The sequence below is a fragment of the Mycobacterium sp. P4_H6 genome, from assembly GCF_056400845.1.
In genome coordinates this window covers 142,612-161,458 of sequence record NZ_JBFUKN010000003.1, presented here as the reverse complement: position 1 = coordinate 161,458, position 18,847 = coordinate 142,612, and the positions used below count along the sequence as shown (strand labels likewise).

Sequence of the window (18,847 nt, the reverse complement as noted above, 5' to 3'; positions counted from 1 at the left end):
GACCTGTGACGCCCGGTGACGCAACGGCACTGACTCCGGTCCTGAGCCGGCACTGGGCGGACCCCGAATCCTGGACCCTGGCGTCCTATCGCGAGCACGACGGTTATGCCGCGCTGCTACGAGCGTTGCGTATGGACCCCGATGAGGTCATCGACACGGTCAAACGTTCCGGACTTCGGGGCCGGGGCGGGGCCGGCTTTCCCACCGGGGTGAAATGGTCCTTCATCAAACAGGATTCGTCGGACCCGACGCCGCCGCCACATTATCTGGTGGTCAATGCCGACGAATCCGAACCCGGTACGTGCAAGGACGTCCCGCTGATGCTGGCCGCCCCGCACCTGCTGATCGAAGGCACGATCATCGCCGCTTACGCGATTCGCGCCCACCATGCGTTCATCTATGTGCGTGGCGAGGTGGTACCGGTGGTGCGCCGCCTGCGACAAGCCGTGGCCGAGGCGTACCAGGCCGGCCATCTCGGCACGAATATCCATGGGTCGGGCTTCGACCTGGACATGGTGGTGCACGCCGGTGCCGGCGCCTACATCTGCGGCGAAGAAACCGCCTTGCTGGACTCCCTGGAAGGGCGGCGTGGACAACCTCGGCTCCGGCCGCCGTTCCCAGCCGAAGCCGGACTGTACGGATGCCCGACGGTGGTCAACAATGTCGAATCGCTCGCCTCTGTGCCGTCGATACTGGCCAACGGGGATGAGTGGTTCCGCACCATGGGGACCGAGAAATCCCCCGGCTTCACCCTGTACTCGTTGTCCGGGCACGTCACAACCCCCGGTCAGTACGAGGCCCCGCTGGGCATCACATTGCGTGAACTCCTCGGTTACGCCGGCGGAGTGCGCGCCGGGCGCGCACTGAAGTTCTGGACACCGGGTGGATCATCCACCCCCTTGCTGACCGCCGAACACCTGGACGTGTCCCTGGACTACGAGGGCGTCACGGCGGCCGGTTCGATGTTGGGCACCAAGGCCCTGCAGATCTTCGACAACACCACATGTGTGGTGCGTGCGGTCCGGCGTTGGACCCAGTTCTACGCGCACGAGTCGTGCGGGAAGTGCACGCCGTGCCGGGAAGGGACGTACTGGCTCACCCAGATCTACGAGCGTCTGGAACTCGGTTCCGCGACCTCGCAGGACCTGGGTGCGCTCGCCGATATCGCGGACAGCATCAACGGAAAGTCGTTCTGCGCCTTGGGCGATGGCGCCGCCAGCCCCATCGTGTCATCGCTGATGCATTTCGGCGATGAATACCGGGCCCACATCACGCTGGGTGGCTGCCCGTTCGATCCCGCGGAGTCCACCTTGTTGGAGACACAGGAGTCGAGAATCTGATGACGGTAATCGAGCCAGTCCACGAAGCGCCGACCCGGGCGGCCGCGTCGGTGCACCTCACGATCGACGGGCAGGCCCTGACAGTTCCCACGGGAACCCTGGTCATCAGAGCTGCCGAGCTTGCCGGTATCGAGATTCCGAGATTCTGTGATCATCCACTGTTGGAGCCGGTCGGCGCCTGCCGGCAATGCCTGGTCGACGTCCAAGGTCAGCGCAAACCGCTCGCGTCATGCACCACGGCCGTCGCCCCGGACATGGTGGTCAACACCCAACTGACCTCTACGGTCGCCGCGGACGCGCAGCGTGGCGTGATGGAGCTGCTACTGATCAACCACCCGTTGGACTGCCCGGTATGCGACAAAGGCGGCGAATGCCCGTTGCAGAACCAGGCGATGTCGGCCGGCCGCACCGAGACTCGTTTCACCGATGTCAAACGGACCTTCGCCAAGCCGATCAACCTGTCCACGCAGGTTCTGCTGGACCGCGAGCGGTGCGTCCAATGCGCACGATGCACCCGATTCGCCGACCAGATTGCCGGCGATCACATGATCGACCTGATGGAACGCGGTGCCGCCCAACAGATCGGCATCGCCGAGGGTGAACCGTTCGACTCCTATTACTCGGGGAACACGGTGCAGATATGCCCTGTCGGCGCCCTGACCGGCGCTGCCTACCGATTCCGGGCCCGGCCTTTCGACCTGCAATCCACGCCCAGTGTCTGTGAGCACTGTGCGTCGGGGTGCGCTCAGCGCACCGACCACCGCCGGGGAAAAGTGGTGCGCCGGCTGGCAGCCGATGACCCTGAGGTCAACGAGGAGTGGAATTGCGACAAGGGTCGGTGGGCCTTCCACTATGCGACGCAGCCCGACAGAATTCGTGAACCGCTGATCCGGGGCGAAGACGGCAAACTGAACACGGCATCGTGGTCAGAGGCGCTGACCACAGCGGCAGCCGGCCTTCGCCGGGCAAAGCAGAAGACCGGTGTTCTCGTCGGTGGGCGGGCCACCCTGGAGGACGCCTACGCTTACGCGAAGTTCGCCCGAGTGGCGCTGGGCAGCAACGATATCGACTTCCGGGCTCGCGCACACTCCGCCGAGGAGACATGGTTCCTGTCCAACCGTATCGCCGGGCGCCCGCTGACCGTGACCTACGCCGAAATATCGGTCGCACCGGTGGTCTTGCTGGTCGGGCTGGAGCCCGAAGAGGAGTCACCCATTCTCTTCCTCCGGCTACGCAAGGCCGTGCGCAGCGGCGGCCTGCCGGTCTATTCGATCGGACCATTCGCCAGCCGTGGCCTCACCAAGATGGGCGGGCAGCTGCTGGCTGCCGCGCCAGGTGGCGAGAGTGCGGTCCTCGACGCTCTGCACCGCGGGGACATTGCCGACCTGCTACGTTCCCCCGGCGCGGTGATCGTGGTCGGGGAACGTCTGTCCGCCAGTGCCGGTTCCCTGACGGCGGCCGCACGCCTGGCCGACGGCACCGGCGCCAAGCTGGCCTGGGTCCCACGCCGCGCCGGCGAGCGCGGCGCACTGGAGGCGGGTGCATTTCCCACGCTGCTACCCGGTGGGCGCCGCACCGGCCATCCCGGCCGCGACACCGGAGCCATCATCAGCGATGCCGCACAGGGGTATCTGGCCGCCCTGGTGATCGGCGGTGTAGAGCTCGACGATCTGCCCGATCCGCAGACAGCCCGGCGAGCACTGCAGGTAACCCCGTTCGTATTGAGCTTTGAGGTCCGCGAGAGCACTGTCACGCGGCACGCCGACGTCGTTCTCCCGGTGGCACCAGTCCAGGAGAAGTCCGGAACATTCTTGAATTGGGAAGGGCGGCAACGCTATTTCGCCGCAGCGATACCCGATACCGGAGCCATGTCCGATCTGCGGGTGCTCGATGCACTCGCCGCCGAAATGGGCGTCCCGCTGAGCCTGCCCGACGACGCCACCGCACGCGAGGACCTACGCCGACTAGGTGCGCGGCCCGCCGCGCAGTCGGTGAGTCCACCCGTCCCGGCGCCCACCGGCGCCCGCCCGGGGCCGGGGCAGGCCGTCCTGTCGACGTGGCGCGAACTTCTGGATGCCGGTCTGCTGCAGGACGGCGAACCGTTCCTGGCGGGCACAGCACGCGCCGCGGTGGCCCGGCTCTCCCAGGCCACCGCCGATGAAATCGGGGTCGCTGAGCACGAAATGGTGTCGATATCGACCGCCAGAGGCGCGATCACACTGCCCGCAAGGATCACCGATATGACGAATCGGGTGGTGTGGGTACCGATGAACTCATCCGGAAGTGCGGTCAATGCTCAACTCGGCGTCACCGCCGGAGCAGTGGTGAACATCGGGAGGGCCGACTGATGCCGGTTGCCGATCTGAGCTCCTTCGGCCACGACCCGTGGTGGCTGGTGCTGCTGAAGGCGCTCGGGATCTTCGCGTTCCTGGTGGTGACTGTCTTGGTGGCCATACTGGTAGAACGTAAAGTCCTGGCCCGCATGCAGATGCGGCTCGGCCCCAACCGGGTGGGGCCGCGGGGCCTTCTGCAGTCGCTCGTCGACGGGATCAAGCTCGCCCTCAAGGAGGGGCTCATCCCTGCCCGCGCGGACAAGCCGACTTATCTGCTTGCTCCGATCATTTCCGTGGTGCCGGCGGTCATGGCTTTTGCGGTGATCCCTATGGGGCCCGAGGTTTCGATATTCGGGCACACCACCCCGCTGCAACTGACAGACATGCCGGTAGCGGTGTTGTACGTGCTCGCCGTGACCTCGGTCGGTGTCTACGGCATCGTGCTGGCGGGGTGGGCGTCCGGTTCCACGTATCCCCTGCTGGGTGGGTTGCGTTCGGCGGCTCAGGTCGTGTCCTACGAGATCGCCATGGCACTTTCGTTCGCCGCCGTCTTCGTGACCGCCGGCACCATGTCAACCTCGGGAATTGTTACCGCCCAACAACACACGTGGTTCGTGTTCGTGCTCGCGCCATCGTTCCTCATCTACCTTACCGCGATGGTCGGAGAGACCAACCGCGCACCGTTCGACCTGCCCGAGGCCGAAGGTGAGCTCGTCGGAGGTTTCCATACCGAGTACTCGTCGTTGAAGTTCGCCATGTTCATGCTGGCCGAATACATCAACATGACCACGGTGTCCGCCCTGGCAACCACCTTGTTCTTCGGTGGATGGCAGGCGCCGTGGCCGCTGTCGATGATCGACGGGGTCAACCTCGGCTGGTGGCCGCTGCTCTGGTTCACCGCCAAGATATGGATCTTCCTGTTCTTTTTCATCTGGTTGCGCGGCACCCTGCCACGATTGCGTTACGACCAGTTCATGGCACTGGGGTGGAAGCTCCTCATCCCGGCCGCGCTGGCCTGGTTGATGGTCGTCGCTCTCTCGAGCAGCCTTCCCGATCAGGGAGCCCGTGTGCCCTGGACATCCCTGGCCGGCGCTACGGCCATCTTCGCCGCCGTGCTGACCGCCACCTTGCGCACACGTGTGCGGGCACGGCGCGGCCGCGCCATCGACCCCATATCGGACCTCATCGTCCACCGGAAGGAAATTGATGTCTAAACTCGCCGGCCTGGCCGGATTCGCCGTCACATTCAAAACCATGTTCAAAAAGCCTGTCACCGAACACTATCCGGAGAGCAAGGCCCCGACCGCGCCGCGGTACCACGGACGCCACCAGCTCAACCGTTACGACGACGGTTTGGAGAAATGCATCGGCTGTGAACTGTGTGCGTGGGCGTGCCCGGCCGACGCCATCTTCGTCGAAGGCGCCGACAACACCGACGAACAACGCTTCTCACCCGGCGAGCGGTACGGAAGCGTCTATCAGATCAACTATCTGCGCTGTATCGGCTGCGGGCTGTGCATCGAGGCATGCCCGACTCGCGCGCTGACGATGACGAACGACTACGAGATGGCCGACGACAACCGCACCGACCTGATCTATGGGAAGGAGAACCTGCTGGCGCCACTACTGCAGGGGATGACGGCTCCACCACATCCCATGGCGCCCGGCAGTACTGCCAAGGACTACTACGCTCGACCGGATCAGGCGTGACCACCCTGGTGGCGGAGGCCCTACCGGTCAGCTCGGCCGGTGACGCCGTGGCATTTTGGACACTGAGTACCGTCGCGGTGGCCGGCGCGATCGGCACGGTGACAGCCGTCCGCGCGGTGTATTCGGCCATGTTCCTCGGCATGACGATGATCACCCTGGCGGCGTTCTACGTGGCGCTCGACGCCGTGTTCCTCGGTGTCGTACAGGTTGTCGTCTACACCGGTGCCGTGATGATGCTGTTCCTCTTTGTGCTGATGCTCATCGGCGTCGACCTCTCCGAATCGCTCCGTGAGACGATCCGTGGACAACGTTGCGCATCGATTCTGGTGGCGATCGGGTTCTGCGTGCTGTTGGTTTCCGGCATCGGGCAATCGGCGGGAAGCCAGTTGGTCGGTACGGGGGCAGCGAACGCGGACGACAACGTCGTGGGCCTGGCGGTGCTGATCTTCACCCGATACATCTGGGCCTTCGAACTGACCGGCGCGTTGATGATCACCGCCGCGATGGCGGCCATGGTGCTGACCTATCGCGAACGGTTCGAACGCCGTCAGACCCAGCGGGAGTTGGCCATCGACAGATTCCGCCCCGGTGGTCGGCCCACTCCCCTTCCCAGTCCGGGCGTCTACGCCCGCCACAATGCCGTCGACTTCCCCGCACGGCTGCCGGATGGATCCGGCGCTCCCGACTCCGTGGCCGGCAGCCTGCTCCCCCGCCGGGTGCCTCCGCCACAGGCCCAGGCAGGCTCACAGCTTCGGCTGCAGTTGGTCACGGTGGTCTCCGACGAAGCGCCGGTGTGGGTGGAGCGTTGGACAGACGCGGCGCCCAACGACGGTGAGGCGTACCCGGGGTTCTCAGCGGAAGGCACCGACCGATGAATCATGACCACTACCTCTACCTCTCGGCGGTCCTGTTCAGTATCGGCGCATTGGGAGTGCTCGTGCGGCACAACGTCATCATCGTCTTCATGTGCGTGGAACTCATGCTCAATGCCGGCAACCTGGCCCTCGTCACGTTCTCCCGCGCACACGACAACCTCGACGGACAGATCGTGGCGTTCTTCACCATGGTGGTGGCTGCATGCGAGGTCGTCGTCGGACTGGCGATCATCATGTCGATATTCCGCACCCGCCGGTCGGTTGATGTCGACGCTGCCAGCCTGCTGCGGGGCTGACGACGTGGGACATCTGCTGTGGTTGTCGATCGCGCTGCCTGCCGCCGGCGCCATGCTGTTACTGCTGGGCGGAAAGCGCACCGACCGCTGGGGTCACCTCCTGGGCTGCGCGGCGGCCATCGCGTCCTTCGCGGTCACCGTACGGCTGTTCATCGGAATGCTGGACCGTCCCGCAGAGGACCGAACCATCAGCCGGCTGCTGTTCTCCTGGATTCCCGCCGACGCTCTGCAGGTGGACCTCGGATTGCACGTGGACCAATTGTCGATGTGCTTCGCCTTACTGATCACGGGTGTGGGATCGCTGATTCACATCTACTCGATCGGCTATATGGCCGACGATCCCGACCGGCGCCGGTTCTTTGCGTACCTGAATCTCTTCATCGCGGCCATGCTGCTGCTCGTGCTGGCCGACAACTATCTGGGCTTGTACGCAGGCTGGGAAGCCGTCGGCCTGGCGTCCTATCTGTTGATCGGATTCTGGGATGCCAAGCCTTCCGCCGCCACCGCGGCGCGCAAGGCGTTCGTCATGAACCGGGTGGGTGACGTCGGCCTGGCAGTGGCCCTCATGGTGATGTTCGGCGCCGTGGGATCGGTGTCCTTCGACGCCGTGTTCGGCGCCGCACCGGAGCTGGGGCACGGCACCCTGACGGTCATCGGCCTGTCACTCTTGTTCGCCGCATGCGGGAAATCCGCTCAGTTGCCGCTGCAGTCGTGGCTCGGTGATGCGATGGAAGGACCGACGCCGGTCTCGGCCCTCATCCATGCGGCGACCATGGTGACCGCCGGGGTGTACCTCATCGTGCGGTCCGGGCCGGTGTTCGACCTGGCCCCGGCGGCACAGACCGCCGTGGTCATAGTGGGCGCCGTGACCTTGCTCTTCGGGGCCGTCATAGGCTGCGCCAAGGACGACATCAAGAAGGCACTGGCGGCCTCGACGATGAGCCAGATCGGCTATATGGTGCTGGCCGCCGGACTCGGTCCTGCCGGTTATCCGGTCGCGATCTTGCACCTGATCACCCACGGCTTCTTCAAGGCGGGCTTGTTCCTGGGCGCCGGCTCGGTGATGCACGCGATGAACGACAACGTGGACATGCGCAGGTTCGGCGGTCTGCGCAGAGTTCTCCCCGCCACCTTCATGACATTCGGTTTGGGATATCTGGCCATCATCGGAGTGCCACCGCTGGCGGGGTTCTATTCCAAGGACGCCATCATCGAAGTCGCTTTCGCTGCGGGGGGGTTACGCGGAATCCTGTTGGGCAGCGCCGCACTGCTCGGTGCCGGTCTCACCGCGTTCTACATGACACGAATCATGCTGATGACCTTCGCCGGCCACAGGCGTTGGCCGGCCGACGCACATCCCCACGAAGCGCCGGCCACCATGCTGTGGCCGATGATCGTGCTGGCCATCGGGTCGGTATCCATGGGTGCACTACTGACTGTCGGTGGCACACTGCATGATTGGCTTGCACCCGTGGTGGGCGGAATCGACAACGAAACGCACGCCACCACGTGGACCGTCACGGCGATGACGCTGGTCGCGGTCGCTGCGGGCGTTCTCATCGCCATCCGAATCCATGCAGCACAGGGAGTTTCGGTACATGCACCAGAAGGGTCACCCGTGACCGTCGCAGCACGCCGTGATCTCTACGGCGACACCTTCAACGAGGCGGCTTTCATACGGCCCGGCCGGCGCGTCATCGCCATCGCCTCGGACGTCGGGGAACGAGGTATCAACGGCATAGCCCTGGGGATGGCAGCGCTCGTCAATGGGGTGAGTGTCAGGCTGGGCCCGCTCCAGACGGGCTTCGTGCGGTCCTATGCGCTCAGTGTGTTCGTCGGTGCCGCCGCGGCGATCGCGACCATCGTCGGAACGAGGATCTGGTGAACGGCATCCCCTGGTTGACCGTCCTGTGGCTGGCCCCGGCTGTCGGCGCATGCATTGTCGTGCTGGTGCCGTCCGACCGGAACACCTTCGCCAAATACCTCGGACTGGGCGCGGCGCTGACGCCGTTGGTGGTCTCAGCGGCGCTGACCTCGGGTTTCGACACCACCGGGGAGCAATATCAGTTCGTCGAAAAGCACAGTTGGATACCGTCATTCGGCGCCAGTTACATTGTCGGTGTCGACGGCCTCGCGTTGTCGATGGTGGTCCTGACGGCGGGGCTGGTACCGCTGTTGATAGTCGCAGGCTGGAACGATGTACCCGTCAGTGGGCGCGCAGTTCATACCTATGTCGCACTGATACTCGCCGTCGAGGCAATGGCCCTGCTGACCTTCGTCGCTCTGGACGTGCTGCTGTTCTACGTGCTGTTCGAGGCAATACTGATCCCCACGTATCTGCTCATCGGGCGTTTCGGCGGTCCGGACCGCTCCCGCGCCGCGATGAAGTTCCTGCTGTACAACCTGGCGGGCGGGCTGATCATGCTCGCCGCAGTCATCGGGATGTACGTGGTGACCGCATCAGGTGCCGCGAGTTTCGATATCCGCGACCTGGCTGCCGGTGAGCACGGATCGAGCACCACATCCCGACTTCTCTTCGCCGGCTTCATGTTCGCATTCGCGGTCAAGGCTCCGATGTGGCCGCTGCACACGTGGCTTCCCGATGTGGTGGCAACGGCGAAGCCGGCAACCGCGGTATTGATCATGGCCATCGTGGACAAGATCGGGACATTCGGGATGATGAGGTACTGCTTGCAACTGTTTCCGGAAGCGGCCACATATTTCCGGCCACTGATCGTCGGACTCTCGGTGATCGCGATCGTGTATGGCGCAGTGCTTGCCATCGGCCAGACGGACATGATGCGGTTGATCGCCTATGCGTCGCTGTCCCACTTCGGGTTCATCACCCTGGGTATCTTCGCCATGACCAGCCAGAGCCAGAGCGGCGCCATCCTCTACATGGTGAATCACGGTGTTTCGACCGCTGCGATACTGCTCATCGCGGGTTTTCTGGTGTTGCGTGGCCGCACGCAGAGCATCGGCGGATACGGTGGGGTCCGGCAGGTGGCACCTGTCCTTGCCGGCACGTTCCTGGTCGCTGGACTCGCCAGCCTGGCACTGCCCGGACTGGCACCGTTCGTCAGCGAGTTCCTCGTGCTGATCGGTACGTTCACCCGCTATCCGGTGATGGCGGTCTGCTCGGCACTGGCGCTTGTTCTGTCCGCGATCTACATCCTGTGGATGTACCAACGGATCATGACTGGGCCCGTCACCGACAACAGTAAGCGGGTCATCGACCTGCGTCCTCGGGAACTTGCGGTCTCGGCAACGCTTCTCGCAGTTCTGCTGGGATTCGGGGTATACCCGAAGCCGGTTCTGGAGCTGATCGACCCGACGGTGGCCAACACGATGTTCATTGTCGGAGAACATGACCGCACACCCACGGACTCGATGGCGGGGCATCCATGAGCATCCCCGCGCCCAGTATCGAATACAGCTTGCTGATGCCGATGTTGATCATGCTCGGCACCGCGGTCACCGGCGTGCTCATCGAAGCACTTCTGCCGCGCTCGATCCGCTACCGCACTCAGCTTGYCGTCAGCGTCACCGGTATGGTCGCCGCCCTGGGCGCGGTGATCTCACTGACTGGGCATCGCAGCAGCGCCGTCGTCGGTTCAGTGGCCATCGATGGGCCGACACTGTTCCTTCAAGGCGGCATCCTGGTGACCGGGCTCATCGCCATCGCCCCCGTCGCGCGGGGCCGCCTGGTCGCCTTCGCTCCGCAGGGCGCTCTGGCTCCGCGTAGTGCCGCCGAACGCACGGCGGCAGGTGCCGGCGTGATCCAAACCGAGATTTTTCCGCTTCTGATGTTCGCACTCAGCGGGATGTTGCTCCTCCCCGCAGCAGCAGACCTGTTGACGATGTTCGTCTCTCTGGAGGTCCTCTCGCTTCCGCTCTATGTGTCGTGCAGCTTGGCAAGTCGCCGCCGCGTCCTCGCGCAGGAAGCCGCTTTGAAGTACTTCTTGCTGGGCGCATTCTCCTCAGCCTTCTTCCTTTACGGCGTGGCATTGCTGTACGGCTACGCAGGCACGCTGAACCTCTCGGCTATCGCAGGCACGATCCAGCAGGGTGGTGGTGACACGACGATGGCGCTGATGGGCACCGCTCTGATCATGGTGGGACTGCTGTTCAAACTCGGAGCCGTGCCGTTCCACTCGTGGGTCCCCGACGTGTACCAGGGTGCCCCCACACCGATCAGTGGGTTCATGTCGGCCGGAACCAAGATCGCGGCGTTCGGGGCGCTGCTACGTCTACTCCACGTCGCGCTGCCCGGCCTCATCGAGGCCTGGCGGCCGGTATTGTGGGCGGTCGCGATCCTCACCATGGTGGTCGGCAGTGTTCTGCTTGTCAGTCAGTTCGACATCAAACGGTTACTGGCCTACTCCTCGGTGGCCAATGTCGGCTTCATCCTCACCGGCGCAACGATGCTTGCGGGGGGTCTGGCGCCGACGATGTTCTATCTCCTCGCCTACGGCATCAGCGCATTGGGCGCGTTCACTGTGGCGGGCCTCATCCACGGCCGCGACGACACCGAGGATGCCGACATCACCCATTGGCGTGGTTTGGGGCGACGATCACCTTTCTTGGCCACCGCGTTGGCCCTGTTTCTGCTTGCCGCTGCAGGAATTCCACTCACGAGCGGATTCATCGGTAAGTTCGGGGTGTTGAAGGCCGCCCTGGAGAACGGCGGCACGGCCCTGGTGCTGGTGGCATTGACGTGCAGCGTCATTGCGGCAGTCGCCTACTCACGGGTCATCGTCGTGATGTTCTTCGACCAACCCGGCGAAGGTACGGCAGTGCCGGCGCGGCCCGGGCCTCTGGCCGCCGTCGCTGTCACGGCGGCGGCCGCGCTGACCGTGCTGCTCGGGATCGCACCTCAGACGCTGTTGACGCTCGCCACCCAGGCAGCCGAGTTCCTGCACTGATCTGCAAGTCCCGACACCCGTGCGGACCCCCAATCGGGGGTCGTCTCGCTTCTGCTCAGCGGGCATGCTCACCAGTGGAACTTCAGCCAGGACAAGGGATCGGAGCCAGCCCATGATCACTACCGAAGCAATCGCTTGCACCGTACCCGTACTGGTTGCGGGCGACAGGGTTCGGGTGTCGCAGGGCATACTCGGTCGCGTCGGCCGAGTTTCCTCGACGTCACCGGGTTACATCTTCGTCCACTACGACGATGGCGCGCGTGAGCTCGTGGATCCCACGCGGCGCCAGATATGGCTCCTGCGATGACTTCTCAAGCCGGCACGGCGACCCGCAGCACCGCGCATTGGGCAATTCTCTGGTGGCTGCTCCGAATACTCGACGTGTTGGTGGTCGGCGGTATCGTCGCCGGATTGGTCTGGGGATTCGGCCAAGCCTGACCTCGGCACTCGTCACCGCTGCCATTGTTCACCGCCGGACACGGTGGGCGAAACCACCGAGGGGTCATCACACCTGTGATGACCCCTCGGGCCCACGCCACGCTGCGTGGACAGATGCCGGCCGCGGCCCGCATCGGAGATTTCGCTGTGCGTCAGCGCAATGCAGCGCGCAGACCCGCCGCGGCACCGTTGGCCTTGACCCGGTTGAGCAACGTTGCCTGGCCGTCGGATCGCCGATCCGGATCTCCCTGCCAGGCCGACAGAGCGGGCGACACCAGGGCGCGACCGAAGGAGAACGTCAGCGGCCACGGCGTGGAGTGCCGCTGCATCGCTTTCAAGTTGTCTGTCGCCCGCTCAGGATCCTGGCCACCGGACAGGAAGGCCACACCGGCCAAAGCTCCCGGCCACGAACGCAACACTGTGACAGTGGCTTCGGCAACCTCTTCCGGGCTGGACAACCTGCCGTGGCTCTCACCCTCGATCACCATATTCGGCTTCAGAATGATCCCGGCCAGATCGACGTTCAACAATCCCAGTTCGGCGCGAACGGCGGTGTGCACCTCCTCGGTGACGTCCCGGCACACCGCGAGATTGTGGCTGCCATCCATCAACACCTCCGGCTCGACGATCGGAACGAGCCCCGCCTGCTGGCATGCGGCCGCGTAGCGAGCCAATGCGTTCGCGTTCGATCGAATCGCGCCCTGGGTCGGCGTTTCGGAACCGATGGTGAATACGGCGCGCCACTTGGCAAAGGCAGCTCCCAATTCCGCATACTCGGCCAGTCGCGCCGGCAGGTCATCGAGGCCTTCCGTGATGGTCTCCCCGTCCAGGCCTGGGCAGGCCTTGGCGCCGGTATCGACCTTGATACCGGCGAGAATTCCGAGTTCCCCGACTGCCTGCGGGAACGGCGTACCGTCACTGAAGCTCTGCTTGAGCGTCTCATCACAGAAGATGATCCCGGAAATATCGTCGGACAACCCGGGCGCCGATGCGAGCATTTCCCGGTAGTGGCGCCGATTCTCTGCGGTCGGCTCCACTCGGTTGTCTTTCAGACGCTTCGACATCGTCGCGATGCTCTCGTCTGCGGCCAGAATACCTTTGCCGGGCGCCATCATTGCGGCTGCGATCTGTCGGCAGTTAGTCATGCGCGGTGTCCTTCTTCGGGTGTGGTTGACACAAGGACGCTATCCAGGTTCCGCGGCGCCGACCTCACCTAGGAGGTGGATACCCAGGGGGACACAGTCAACTGAACACTTGATGGTCAGTGGGTAATTCTCAATAGACATGTTCACTGTTCGCTGCCACGATCGGAGTCATGAGCGAACGATGGAATGCAGGAGTGATCCCCTACGCAGAGATGGGCTACTGGCAGCCCGACTATGTGCCCAAAGATTCGGATGTGCTGTGCGCCTTTCGCATAACACCGCAGCCGGGCGTCCCGCCCGAGGAAGCGGGCGCCGCGGTCGCCGGTGAGTCCAGCACCGCGACGTGGACGGTGGTGTGGACCGATCGTCTCACCACATTCGAGCACTATCAGGCGAAGTGTTATCGCGTCGAAGCTGTTCCGAATACGCCTGGGCAGTGGATCGCCTGGATCGCCTACGATATCGACCTCTTCGAAGAAGGCTCGATCGCCAACCTCACGAGCTCGATCATCGGCAATGTCTTCGGCTTCAAACCACTCAAGGCGCTTCGCCTGGAGGATATGCGAATCCCGACCCACTATGTGAAGACGTTCCAGGGACCCGCACACGGAATCGTGATGGAACGTGAGCATCTCGGTAAGTTCGGACGGCCGCTACTGGGCGCGACCACGAAGCCGAAACTCGGTCTTTCGGCCCGCAACTACGGCCGCGTGGTGTACGAGGCGTTGCGCGGCGGACTCGACTTCACCAAAGACGACGAGAACATCTGCTCCCAGCCGTTCATGCGGTGGCGCGACCGATACCTGTTCTGCATGGAGGCCGTCAACAGAGCGCAGGCGGCGACCGGTGAAATCAAGGGCCACTACCTCAACATCACCTCGGGCACGATGGAAGAGATGTACGAGCGCGCGGAGTTCGCCAAAGAACTCGGCTCCGTGGTGGTGATGATCGACCTCACGATCGGATACACCGCAATCCAGTCGATGGCCAAGTGGGCCCGCGCCAACGGTGTGCTGTTACACCTCCACCGTGCCGGGCACGGCACCTACACAAGACAAAAAGCACATGGGATCAGTTTCCGGGTGATCTCGAAGTGGATGCGCCTGGCCGGTGTCGATCACATCCATGCAGGCACCGTGGTCGGCAAGCTCGAAGGTGACCCGTACAGCACCGCCGGCTTCTACGACACGCTCCGGCTGGACAGCATTTCCGCCGACCCCGCCAAAGGTCTGTACTTCGACCAGGAGTGGGCGTCGATGCCCGGCGTGATGCCCGTCGCCTCCGGCGGTATCCACGCCGGACAGATGCACCAACTGCTCCACTACCTCGGTGAGGACGTCATTCTGCAGTTCGGTGGCGGCACCATCGGTCACCCCATGGGTATCTCCGCAGGCGCCGAAGCCAACCGTGTTGCACTCGAAGCAATGCTCAAGGCGCGCAACGAGGGTCGCGATTTCTACGCCGAAGGTCCGGAAATCCTCAAGAAGGCGGCGGCGCGCAACCGAGCACTCGACACGGCGCTCGCCACGTGGGGCGACATCTCGTTCAACTACGAATCAACCGACACTCCCGACGTCGTGGCGACGTCGACCACTTCCTGAGCCAGAGCGGAGAATACACATGCGAATCACCCAGGGCACCTTCTCATACCTGCCCGACTTCACCGACGACGAGATCACCGCGCAAATCACCTACGCATTGGACAACGACTGGCCGTTGTCGGTGGAGTTCACCGACGATCCGCATCCACGAAATGTCTACTGGGAGATGTGGGGCCTGCCGATGTTCGACCTGAAGGACGCCGCCGGAGTGCTGCTCGAGGTCAACGCCTGCCGCACCGCCTACCCCAACACCTATGTGCGTCTCAACGCCTATGACGCTCGTCTCGGTCGGCAGACCACCGCATTCTCCTTCATCGTGCAACGCCCGGCTGAAGAGCCGGGTTTCCGCCTCGACCGAGCCGAAGGTTCCGATCGCAGGATCGGATACACCACCTTCGCCTACGCCGCGACGAAACCGTCCGGCCAGCGATACGGCAATGACAACGGCACCGACTGACATGGAGCCCGTCGATCGCATGTATACGATCGACGGGCTCCCCGTCCAGGTCAGTGCACAGGGTCCGCCGGACGGCCGGACGGTGGTGTTGCTGGACATGTCCCGCACCGCCGGATCCCCTTATCAGGAACTCAGGGACCGCCTGCACGTGGCCAAGGTGCAGACCGTCGGCATCAGCGCGCGTTTCCGGCTGTCCGACAAAGCCATCGTTGCCATCCTCGACTCTCTGAGCATCCGCTGCGCCGTGCTCGTCGGCGACGGCCCGTGCGCCGAGATCGCCTGGCTGACCGCGGCGCATCACCCGCAGCGCATCACGGGTCTGGTGGTGATCGACGGCGGCCATCCCGGAACCGCACACATCGACAGCGGGGACCACCTCTGCCCACAGGTCTTCGCCGACACGACGGCTCTGGTCAGTTCACGTGGCGCCGGCTCGATTGCGCGTGCCAGCCGGCGCCACGTTCGCGGGGACTTCAGGATCGCTGATCTGGCCGGAACACGAGGTTCACGTCATTTCATCGCCCAGCTGAGTACCGAGATCGTGATGCACACCCTGTCGGTGTAGGACGATTCACCGGTCACCTTGGCCGGTCGGTCTTCCACTTCTCTTCGACGTGCGCGTACTTCCAAACCACAAGGGCCACGATCCATGTCGCAACGAAGACACCCACGACGACGAAGCCGACGATGTTGAGGTCGACTTCACCGACCCAGTCCCAGGCACCGCCGGTCCAGCCGAGCTGACCGACCAGCACGCCGAGCAGCTCGATGCTTCCGACGATCAGTGCGATGGCGACCGACATCGCCGTGAGAGTCAGGTTGTAGTACACCTTGCGCACCGGCTCGGAAAGTGCCCACCCGTATGCGAGATTCATGAACGAGCCGTCGATGGTGTCAAGCAGGGTCATGCCCGCCGCGAACAGCACCGGCAGGCACAGTATCGCGTACCAGGGAACGCCGGCCGCGACACTGGTGCCCGCCACCACGAGAAGCGCGACCTCGCTGGCGGTGTCGAACCCGAGGCCGAACAGCACGCCCAGCGGATAGGTGTGCCACGACTGCTTGATGGAACGCGTGAATCTGCCAAGGTATCGGTTAAGGAATCCGCGGTTGTTGAGGTGCTCCTCCAGCTCGGAATCGTTGTACGTGCCATCCCGCATCTGGGCGAACACCCGAACGATGCCGACCAGGATCACCAGATTCGCGATCGCAATGACGTACAGGAAGATTCCGGAGACGGCGGTCCCGATCAACGCGGTGTAGTGATGGAGTGCCGAGGAGTCGTCTTGTACGGGTCCCACCACGGCCGTCACTCCGAAAGCCAACAGTGCCGTGAGTCCGAAGACCACAGTGGAGTGCCCGAGGGAGAAGAAGAATCCCACCGCAAGTGGGCGCTGTCCGTCGCCCATCAGTTTGCGGGTGGTGTTGTCGATGGCAGCGATGTGATCGGCATCGAAGGCGTGCCGCATACCCAGTGCATAGGCTGTCATCCCGATACCCACGCCCAGAACCTTGTCTCCGACGCTGTAATGCGCTGGAACGACAACGAGCAGCAACGTCAGCCAACCCACCGCGTGTAGGACGAAGATCGCGAGGAACATCGATGACAATCGCAGCCATTCCCTCGACGTCAGTGCGTGCCGCAAGCTCGATGACCACAGGCGACGACGTTCAACTGCCCGATCGGCCATCCGTATTCCTCAAATCGTCCCCTGTCCGACATTCCTCGACCGACGGTCGGCGCACGCTTATCGAGCCACCAGTTCGGCCTTCCGCCGCTCCACGATCCGCAAGATCATCGGGGTGAAGATGAGCTGCATGGCCAGATCCATCTTGCCGCCGGGGCACACGATGGTGTTCGGCCTCGACATGAACGAATCATGCAACATGTCCAGCAGGTACGGGAAGTCGATGCCATGCGGGTCGCGGAATCTGATGATCAGCATCGACTCGTCGGCAGACGGAATACTCCTGGCAATGAAGGGATTCGAGGTATCCACCACCGGAACGCGCTGAAAGTTGACATCGGTGTGGGAGAACTGCGGGCAGATGTAGTTCACATAGTCGGGCATTCGACGCAGGATGGTGTCCGTGACCGCCTCTGAGGTGTACCCCCGGACCACCCGGTCGCGATGCAGTTTCTGAATCCACTCCAGATTGATCACGGGGACGACACCGATCCGCAGATCGGCGTGCTGCGCGACGTTCACGGTGTCGGTGACCACCGCTCCGTGCAGCCCCTCGTAGAACAACACATCGGTATCCGGGGATATCTCCTCCCAGGACGTGAACGTGCCCGGTTCCTGTCCGTAGGGTTCTGCTTCGGCGTCGTCGTGCAGGTACCTACGGAACTTTCCGGTCCCCTGTTCGGAGTAATTACGGAACAGATCCTCGAGTTCCTCGAACAGGTTGGACGCCGGACCGAAATGGCTGAAGGTGTGATCGCCGCGCGCGTACGCCTCGGCAATCTCCGCCTTCATCTCGAGCCGGTCGAAACGGTGAAAGCTGTCGCCCTCGACATAGGCGACCTTGACACCCTCGCGACGAAAGATCTGCTGAAAAGTACGCATCACTGAGGTGGTACCGGCTCCTGAGGACCCGGTGACCGAAACGATCGGATGTATGCGCGACATGGTCCTCAGCCCGCCACTTCACGGAACAGGCCACGGGTCCCGTACAACGGAAGTGTCGTGGGCGGTTCGTAGGGTTGATCGTGGTAAGACGCAACCCGTGCCACCTCCTCGCTGGCACCGAACACCAGCGAAATGCGTTGGTGGATATCAGTCGGGACGACATCCAGGACGCGCCCCCGGCCGGTGCTTGCGGAGCCACCGGCCTGCTCGATCAGAAACGCCATCGGGTTCGCCTCGTAGAGCAACCGTAATCGTCCCGCTTTCGCCGGCTCTTTCGAGTCGCGCGGATAGAGGAACACTCCGCCGCGGGTCAGTATCCGATGCGTCTCGGCCACCAGTGAGGCCACCCAGCGCATGTTGAAGTCCTTGCCCCGCGGCCCTGATCTGCCGGCCAGGCATTCTGACACATACTGTTGCACGGCCGGCTCCCAGAATCGCTGGTTCGACGCATTGATGGCGAATTCCCCAGTAGTGGCGGGAATCTTGATGGATTCACGGGTCAGGAAGAACTCGCCGAGACTGGGATCGAGCGTGAAAGCGTGTACCCCGGTACCCATCGAAAGAACGATCATCGTCGACGGACCGTAGATCGCGTAGCCGGCGCAGACCTGTTCGGTTCCCTGCTGTAGAAAATCCTCCCGTGCCGGCTCGGCACCGGGGTTCGGGGCACGAAGAATCGAAAAGATGCTCCCCACGGAGACGTTCACATCGATATTCGACGAGCCGTCCAGCGGATCGAACACGAGCAGGTACTTCCCGCGTGGGAAGCAGTCCGGTATCCGATACGGTTCCGCCAGCTCTTCGGAGACCATGCCGGCGACGTATCCGCTCCATTCCGTGGCGCGAAGGAAGTAGTCGTTGGCCAACACGTCCAGCTTCTGCTGGGTTTCACCCTGCACATTGACCTCGTCGGCTGAACCGAGGGCCCCGCCCAGTGCGCCTCCTGCCACCCGATTCGCGATCGCCTTACAGGCCAACGCGACATCCACCACGAGGCGGTTGAGTTCGCCCGACGCTCCGGGATGCCGTCGACGCTCTTCTATGAGAAATTGCACCAAGGTGGTGCGTTCAGTCAGCATGGCTCCGAGAATGAC

16 protein-coding genes and 1 pseudogene are annotated in these 18,847 nt (G+C 63.6%); 13 read left to right on the top strand and 4 right to left on the bottom strand.

Translation table 11 applies throughout. The features are described 5' to 3' along the window. Positions 1-5 precede the first annotated feature (5 nt). The 10 genes and pseudogenes from nuoF (at position 6) to AC1DTF_RS02510 (ending at position 11,917) form a co-directional block, all read left to right on the top strand. Entirely contained in the window at positions 6-1,340 is a 1,335-nt protein-coding gene (gene nuoF, locus AC1DTF_RS02555) for an NADH-quinone oxidoreductase subunit NuoF (RefSeq protein ID WP_477472923.1), read from the top strand. Next, positions 1,340-3,688, top strand: coding sequence for an NADH-quinone oxidoreductase subunit G (locus AC1DTF_RS02550; RefSeq protein ID WP_477472922.1), 2,349 nt, complete (start codon positions 1,340-1,342; stop codon positions 3,686-3,688). Before nuoF ends, AC1DTF_RS02550 begins: the two co-directional genes overlap by 1 nt. Then, a complete protein-coding gene (gene nuoH / locus AC1DTF_RS02545; RefSeq protein WP_477472921.1) occupies positions 3,688-4,887 on the top strand; it encodes an NADH-quinone oxidoreductase subunit NuoH in 1,200 nt (399 codons plus the stop codon). Before AC1DTF_RS02550 ends, nuoH begins: the two co-directional genes overlap by 1 nt. Next, positions 4,880-5,383: an NADH-quinone oxidoreductase subunit NuoI gene (gene nuoI, locus AC1DTF_RS02540; RefSeq protein ID WP_477472920.1), complete on the top strand. Its 504-nt coding sequence runs from the start codon at positions 4,880-4,882 to the stop codon at positions 5,381-5,383. Before nuoH ends, nuoI begins: the two co-directional genes overlap by 8 nt. After that, positions 5,380-6,129: pseudogene (locus tag AC1DTF_RS02535) on the top strand (NADH-quinone oxidoreductase subunit J); the annotation flags it as partial. The gene nuoI and the pseudogene AC1DTF_RS02535, both read left to right, overlap by 4 nt. Positions 6,130-6,254: 125 nt before the next feature. Next, positions 6,255-6,554 (top strand): NADH-quinone oxidoreductase subunit NuoK, encoded by a 300-nt coding sequence (gene nuoK, locus AC1DTF_RS02530; RefSeq protein ID WP_477472919.1) that lies wholly within the window; start codon positions 6,255-6,257, stop codon positions 6,552-6,554. A 4-nt stretch (positions 6,555-6,558) separates the two neighbouring features. Beyond that, a complete protein-coding gene (gene nuoL / locus AC1DTF_RS02525; protein WP_477472918.1) occupies positions 6,559-8,439 on the top strand; it encodes an NADH-quinone oxidoreductase subunit L in 1,881 nt (626 codons plus the stop codon). After that, entirely contained in the window at positions 8,433-9,962 is a 1,530-nt protein-coding gene (locus AC1DTF_RS02520) for an NADH-quinone oxidoreductase subunit M (RefSeq protein ID WP_477472943.1), read from the top strand. Before nuoL ends, AC1DTF_RS02520 begins: the two co-directional genes overlap by 7 nt. Beyond that, positions 9,959-11,479, top strand: a complete 1,521-nt coding sequence (nuoN, locus tag AC1DTF_RS02515) for an NADH-quinone oxidoreductase subunit NuoN (RefSeq protein ID WP_477472917.1) — start codon at positions 9,959-9,961, stop codon at positions 11,477-11,479. Before AC1DTF_RS02520 ends, nuoN begins: the two co-directional genes overlap by 4 nt. Before the next feature lie 303 nt (positions 11,480-11,782). After that, positions 11,783-11,917 carry a hypothetical protein gene (locus AC1DTF_RS02510; RefSeq protein ID WP_477472916.1) on the top strand — a complete coding sequence of 45 codons (135 nt, stop codon included), beginning with the start codon at positions 11,783-11,785 and terminating at the stop codon, positions 11,915-11,917. 152 nt (positions 11,918-12,069) lie between these two features. Here the strand turns inward: AC1DTF_RS02510 and AC1DTF_RS02505 are convergent, their stop codons facing one another. Continuing rightward, positions 12,070-13,062, bottom strand: a complete 993-nt coding sequence (locus tag AC1DTF_RS02505; RefSeq protein ID WP_477472915.1) for a class I fructose-bisphosphate aldolase — start codon at positions 13,060-13,062, stop codon at positions 12,070-12,072. Positions 13,063-13,232: 170 nt separating this feature from the next. Between AC1DTF_RS02505 and AC1DTF_RS02500 the strand changes: the two genes are divergently transcribed. From AC1DTF_RS02500 to AC1DTF_RS02490, 3 genes are read left to right on the top strand one after another with little or no spacing between them, the layout of a single operon-like run. After that, positions 13,233-14,663 (top strand): form I ribulose bisphosphate carboxylase large subunit, encoded by a 1,431-nt coding sequence (locus AC1DTF_RS02500; protein WP_477472914.1) that lies wholly within the window; start codon positions 13,233-13,235, stop codon positions 14,661-14,663. Between the two features lie 19 nt (positions 14,664-14,682). Further along, positions 14,683-15,120 carry a ribulose bisphosphate carboxylase small subunit gene (locus AC1DTF_RS02495; RefSeq protein ID WP_149442816.1) on the top strand — a complete coding sequence of 146 codons (438 nt, stop codon included), beginning with the start codon at positions 14,683-14,685 and terminating at the stop codon, positions 15,118-15,120. 19 nt (positions 15,121-15,139) lie between these two features. Beyond that, the gene (locus AC1DTF_RS02490; RefSeq protein WP_149442815.1) at positions 15,140-15,685 is read left to right on the top strand and encodes an alpha/beta fold hydrolase; all 546 of its coding nucleotides are present in this window, start codon (positions 15,140-15,142) and stop codon (positions 15,683-15,685) included. 13 nt (positions 15,686-15,698) lie between these two features. Here AC1DTF_RS02490 and nicT read toward each other — a convergent pair whose 3' ends face one another. The 3 genes from nicT to AC1DTF_RS02475 are packed head-to-tail and all read right to left on the bottom strand — an operon-like array spanning position 15,699 to position 18,832. Continuing rightward, positions 15,699-16,811, bottom strand: coding sequence for a Nickel transporter NicT (gene nicT, locus AC1DTF_RS02485; RefSeq protein WP_477472913.1), 1,113 nt, complete (start codon positions 16,809-16,811; stop codon positions 15,699-15,701). Between the two features lie 57 nt (positions 16,812-16,868). Continuing rightward, the gene (locus AC1DTF_RS02480) at positions 16,869-17,753 is read right to left on the bottom strand and encodes a phosphoribulokinase (protein WP_477472912.1); all 885 of its coding nucleotides are present in this window, start codon (positions 17,751-17,753) and stop codon (positions 16,869-16,871) included. A gap of 5 nt (positions 17,754-17,758) precedes the next feature. Further along, positions 17,759-18,832 (bottom strand): class 1 fructose-bisphosphatase, encoded by a 1,074-nt coding sequence (locus AC1DTF_RS02475; RefSeq protein ID WP_477472911.1) that lies wholly within the window; start codon positions 18,830-18,832, stop codon positions 17,759-17,761. Positions 18,833-18,847: the final 15 nt, after the last annotated feature.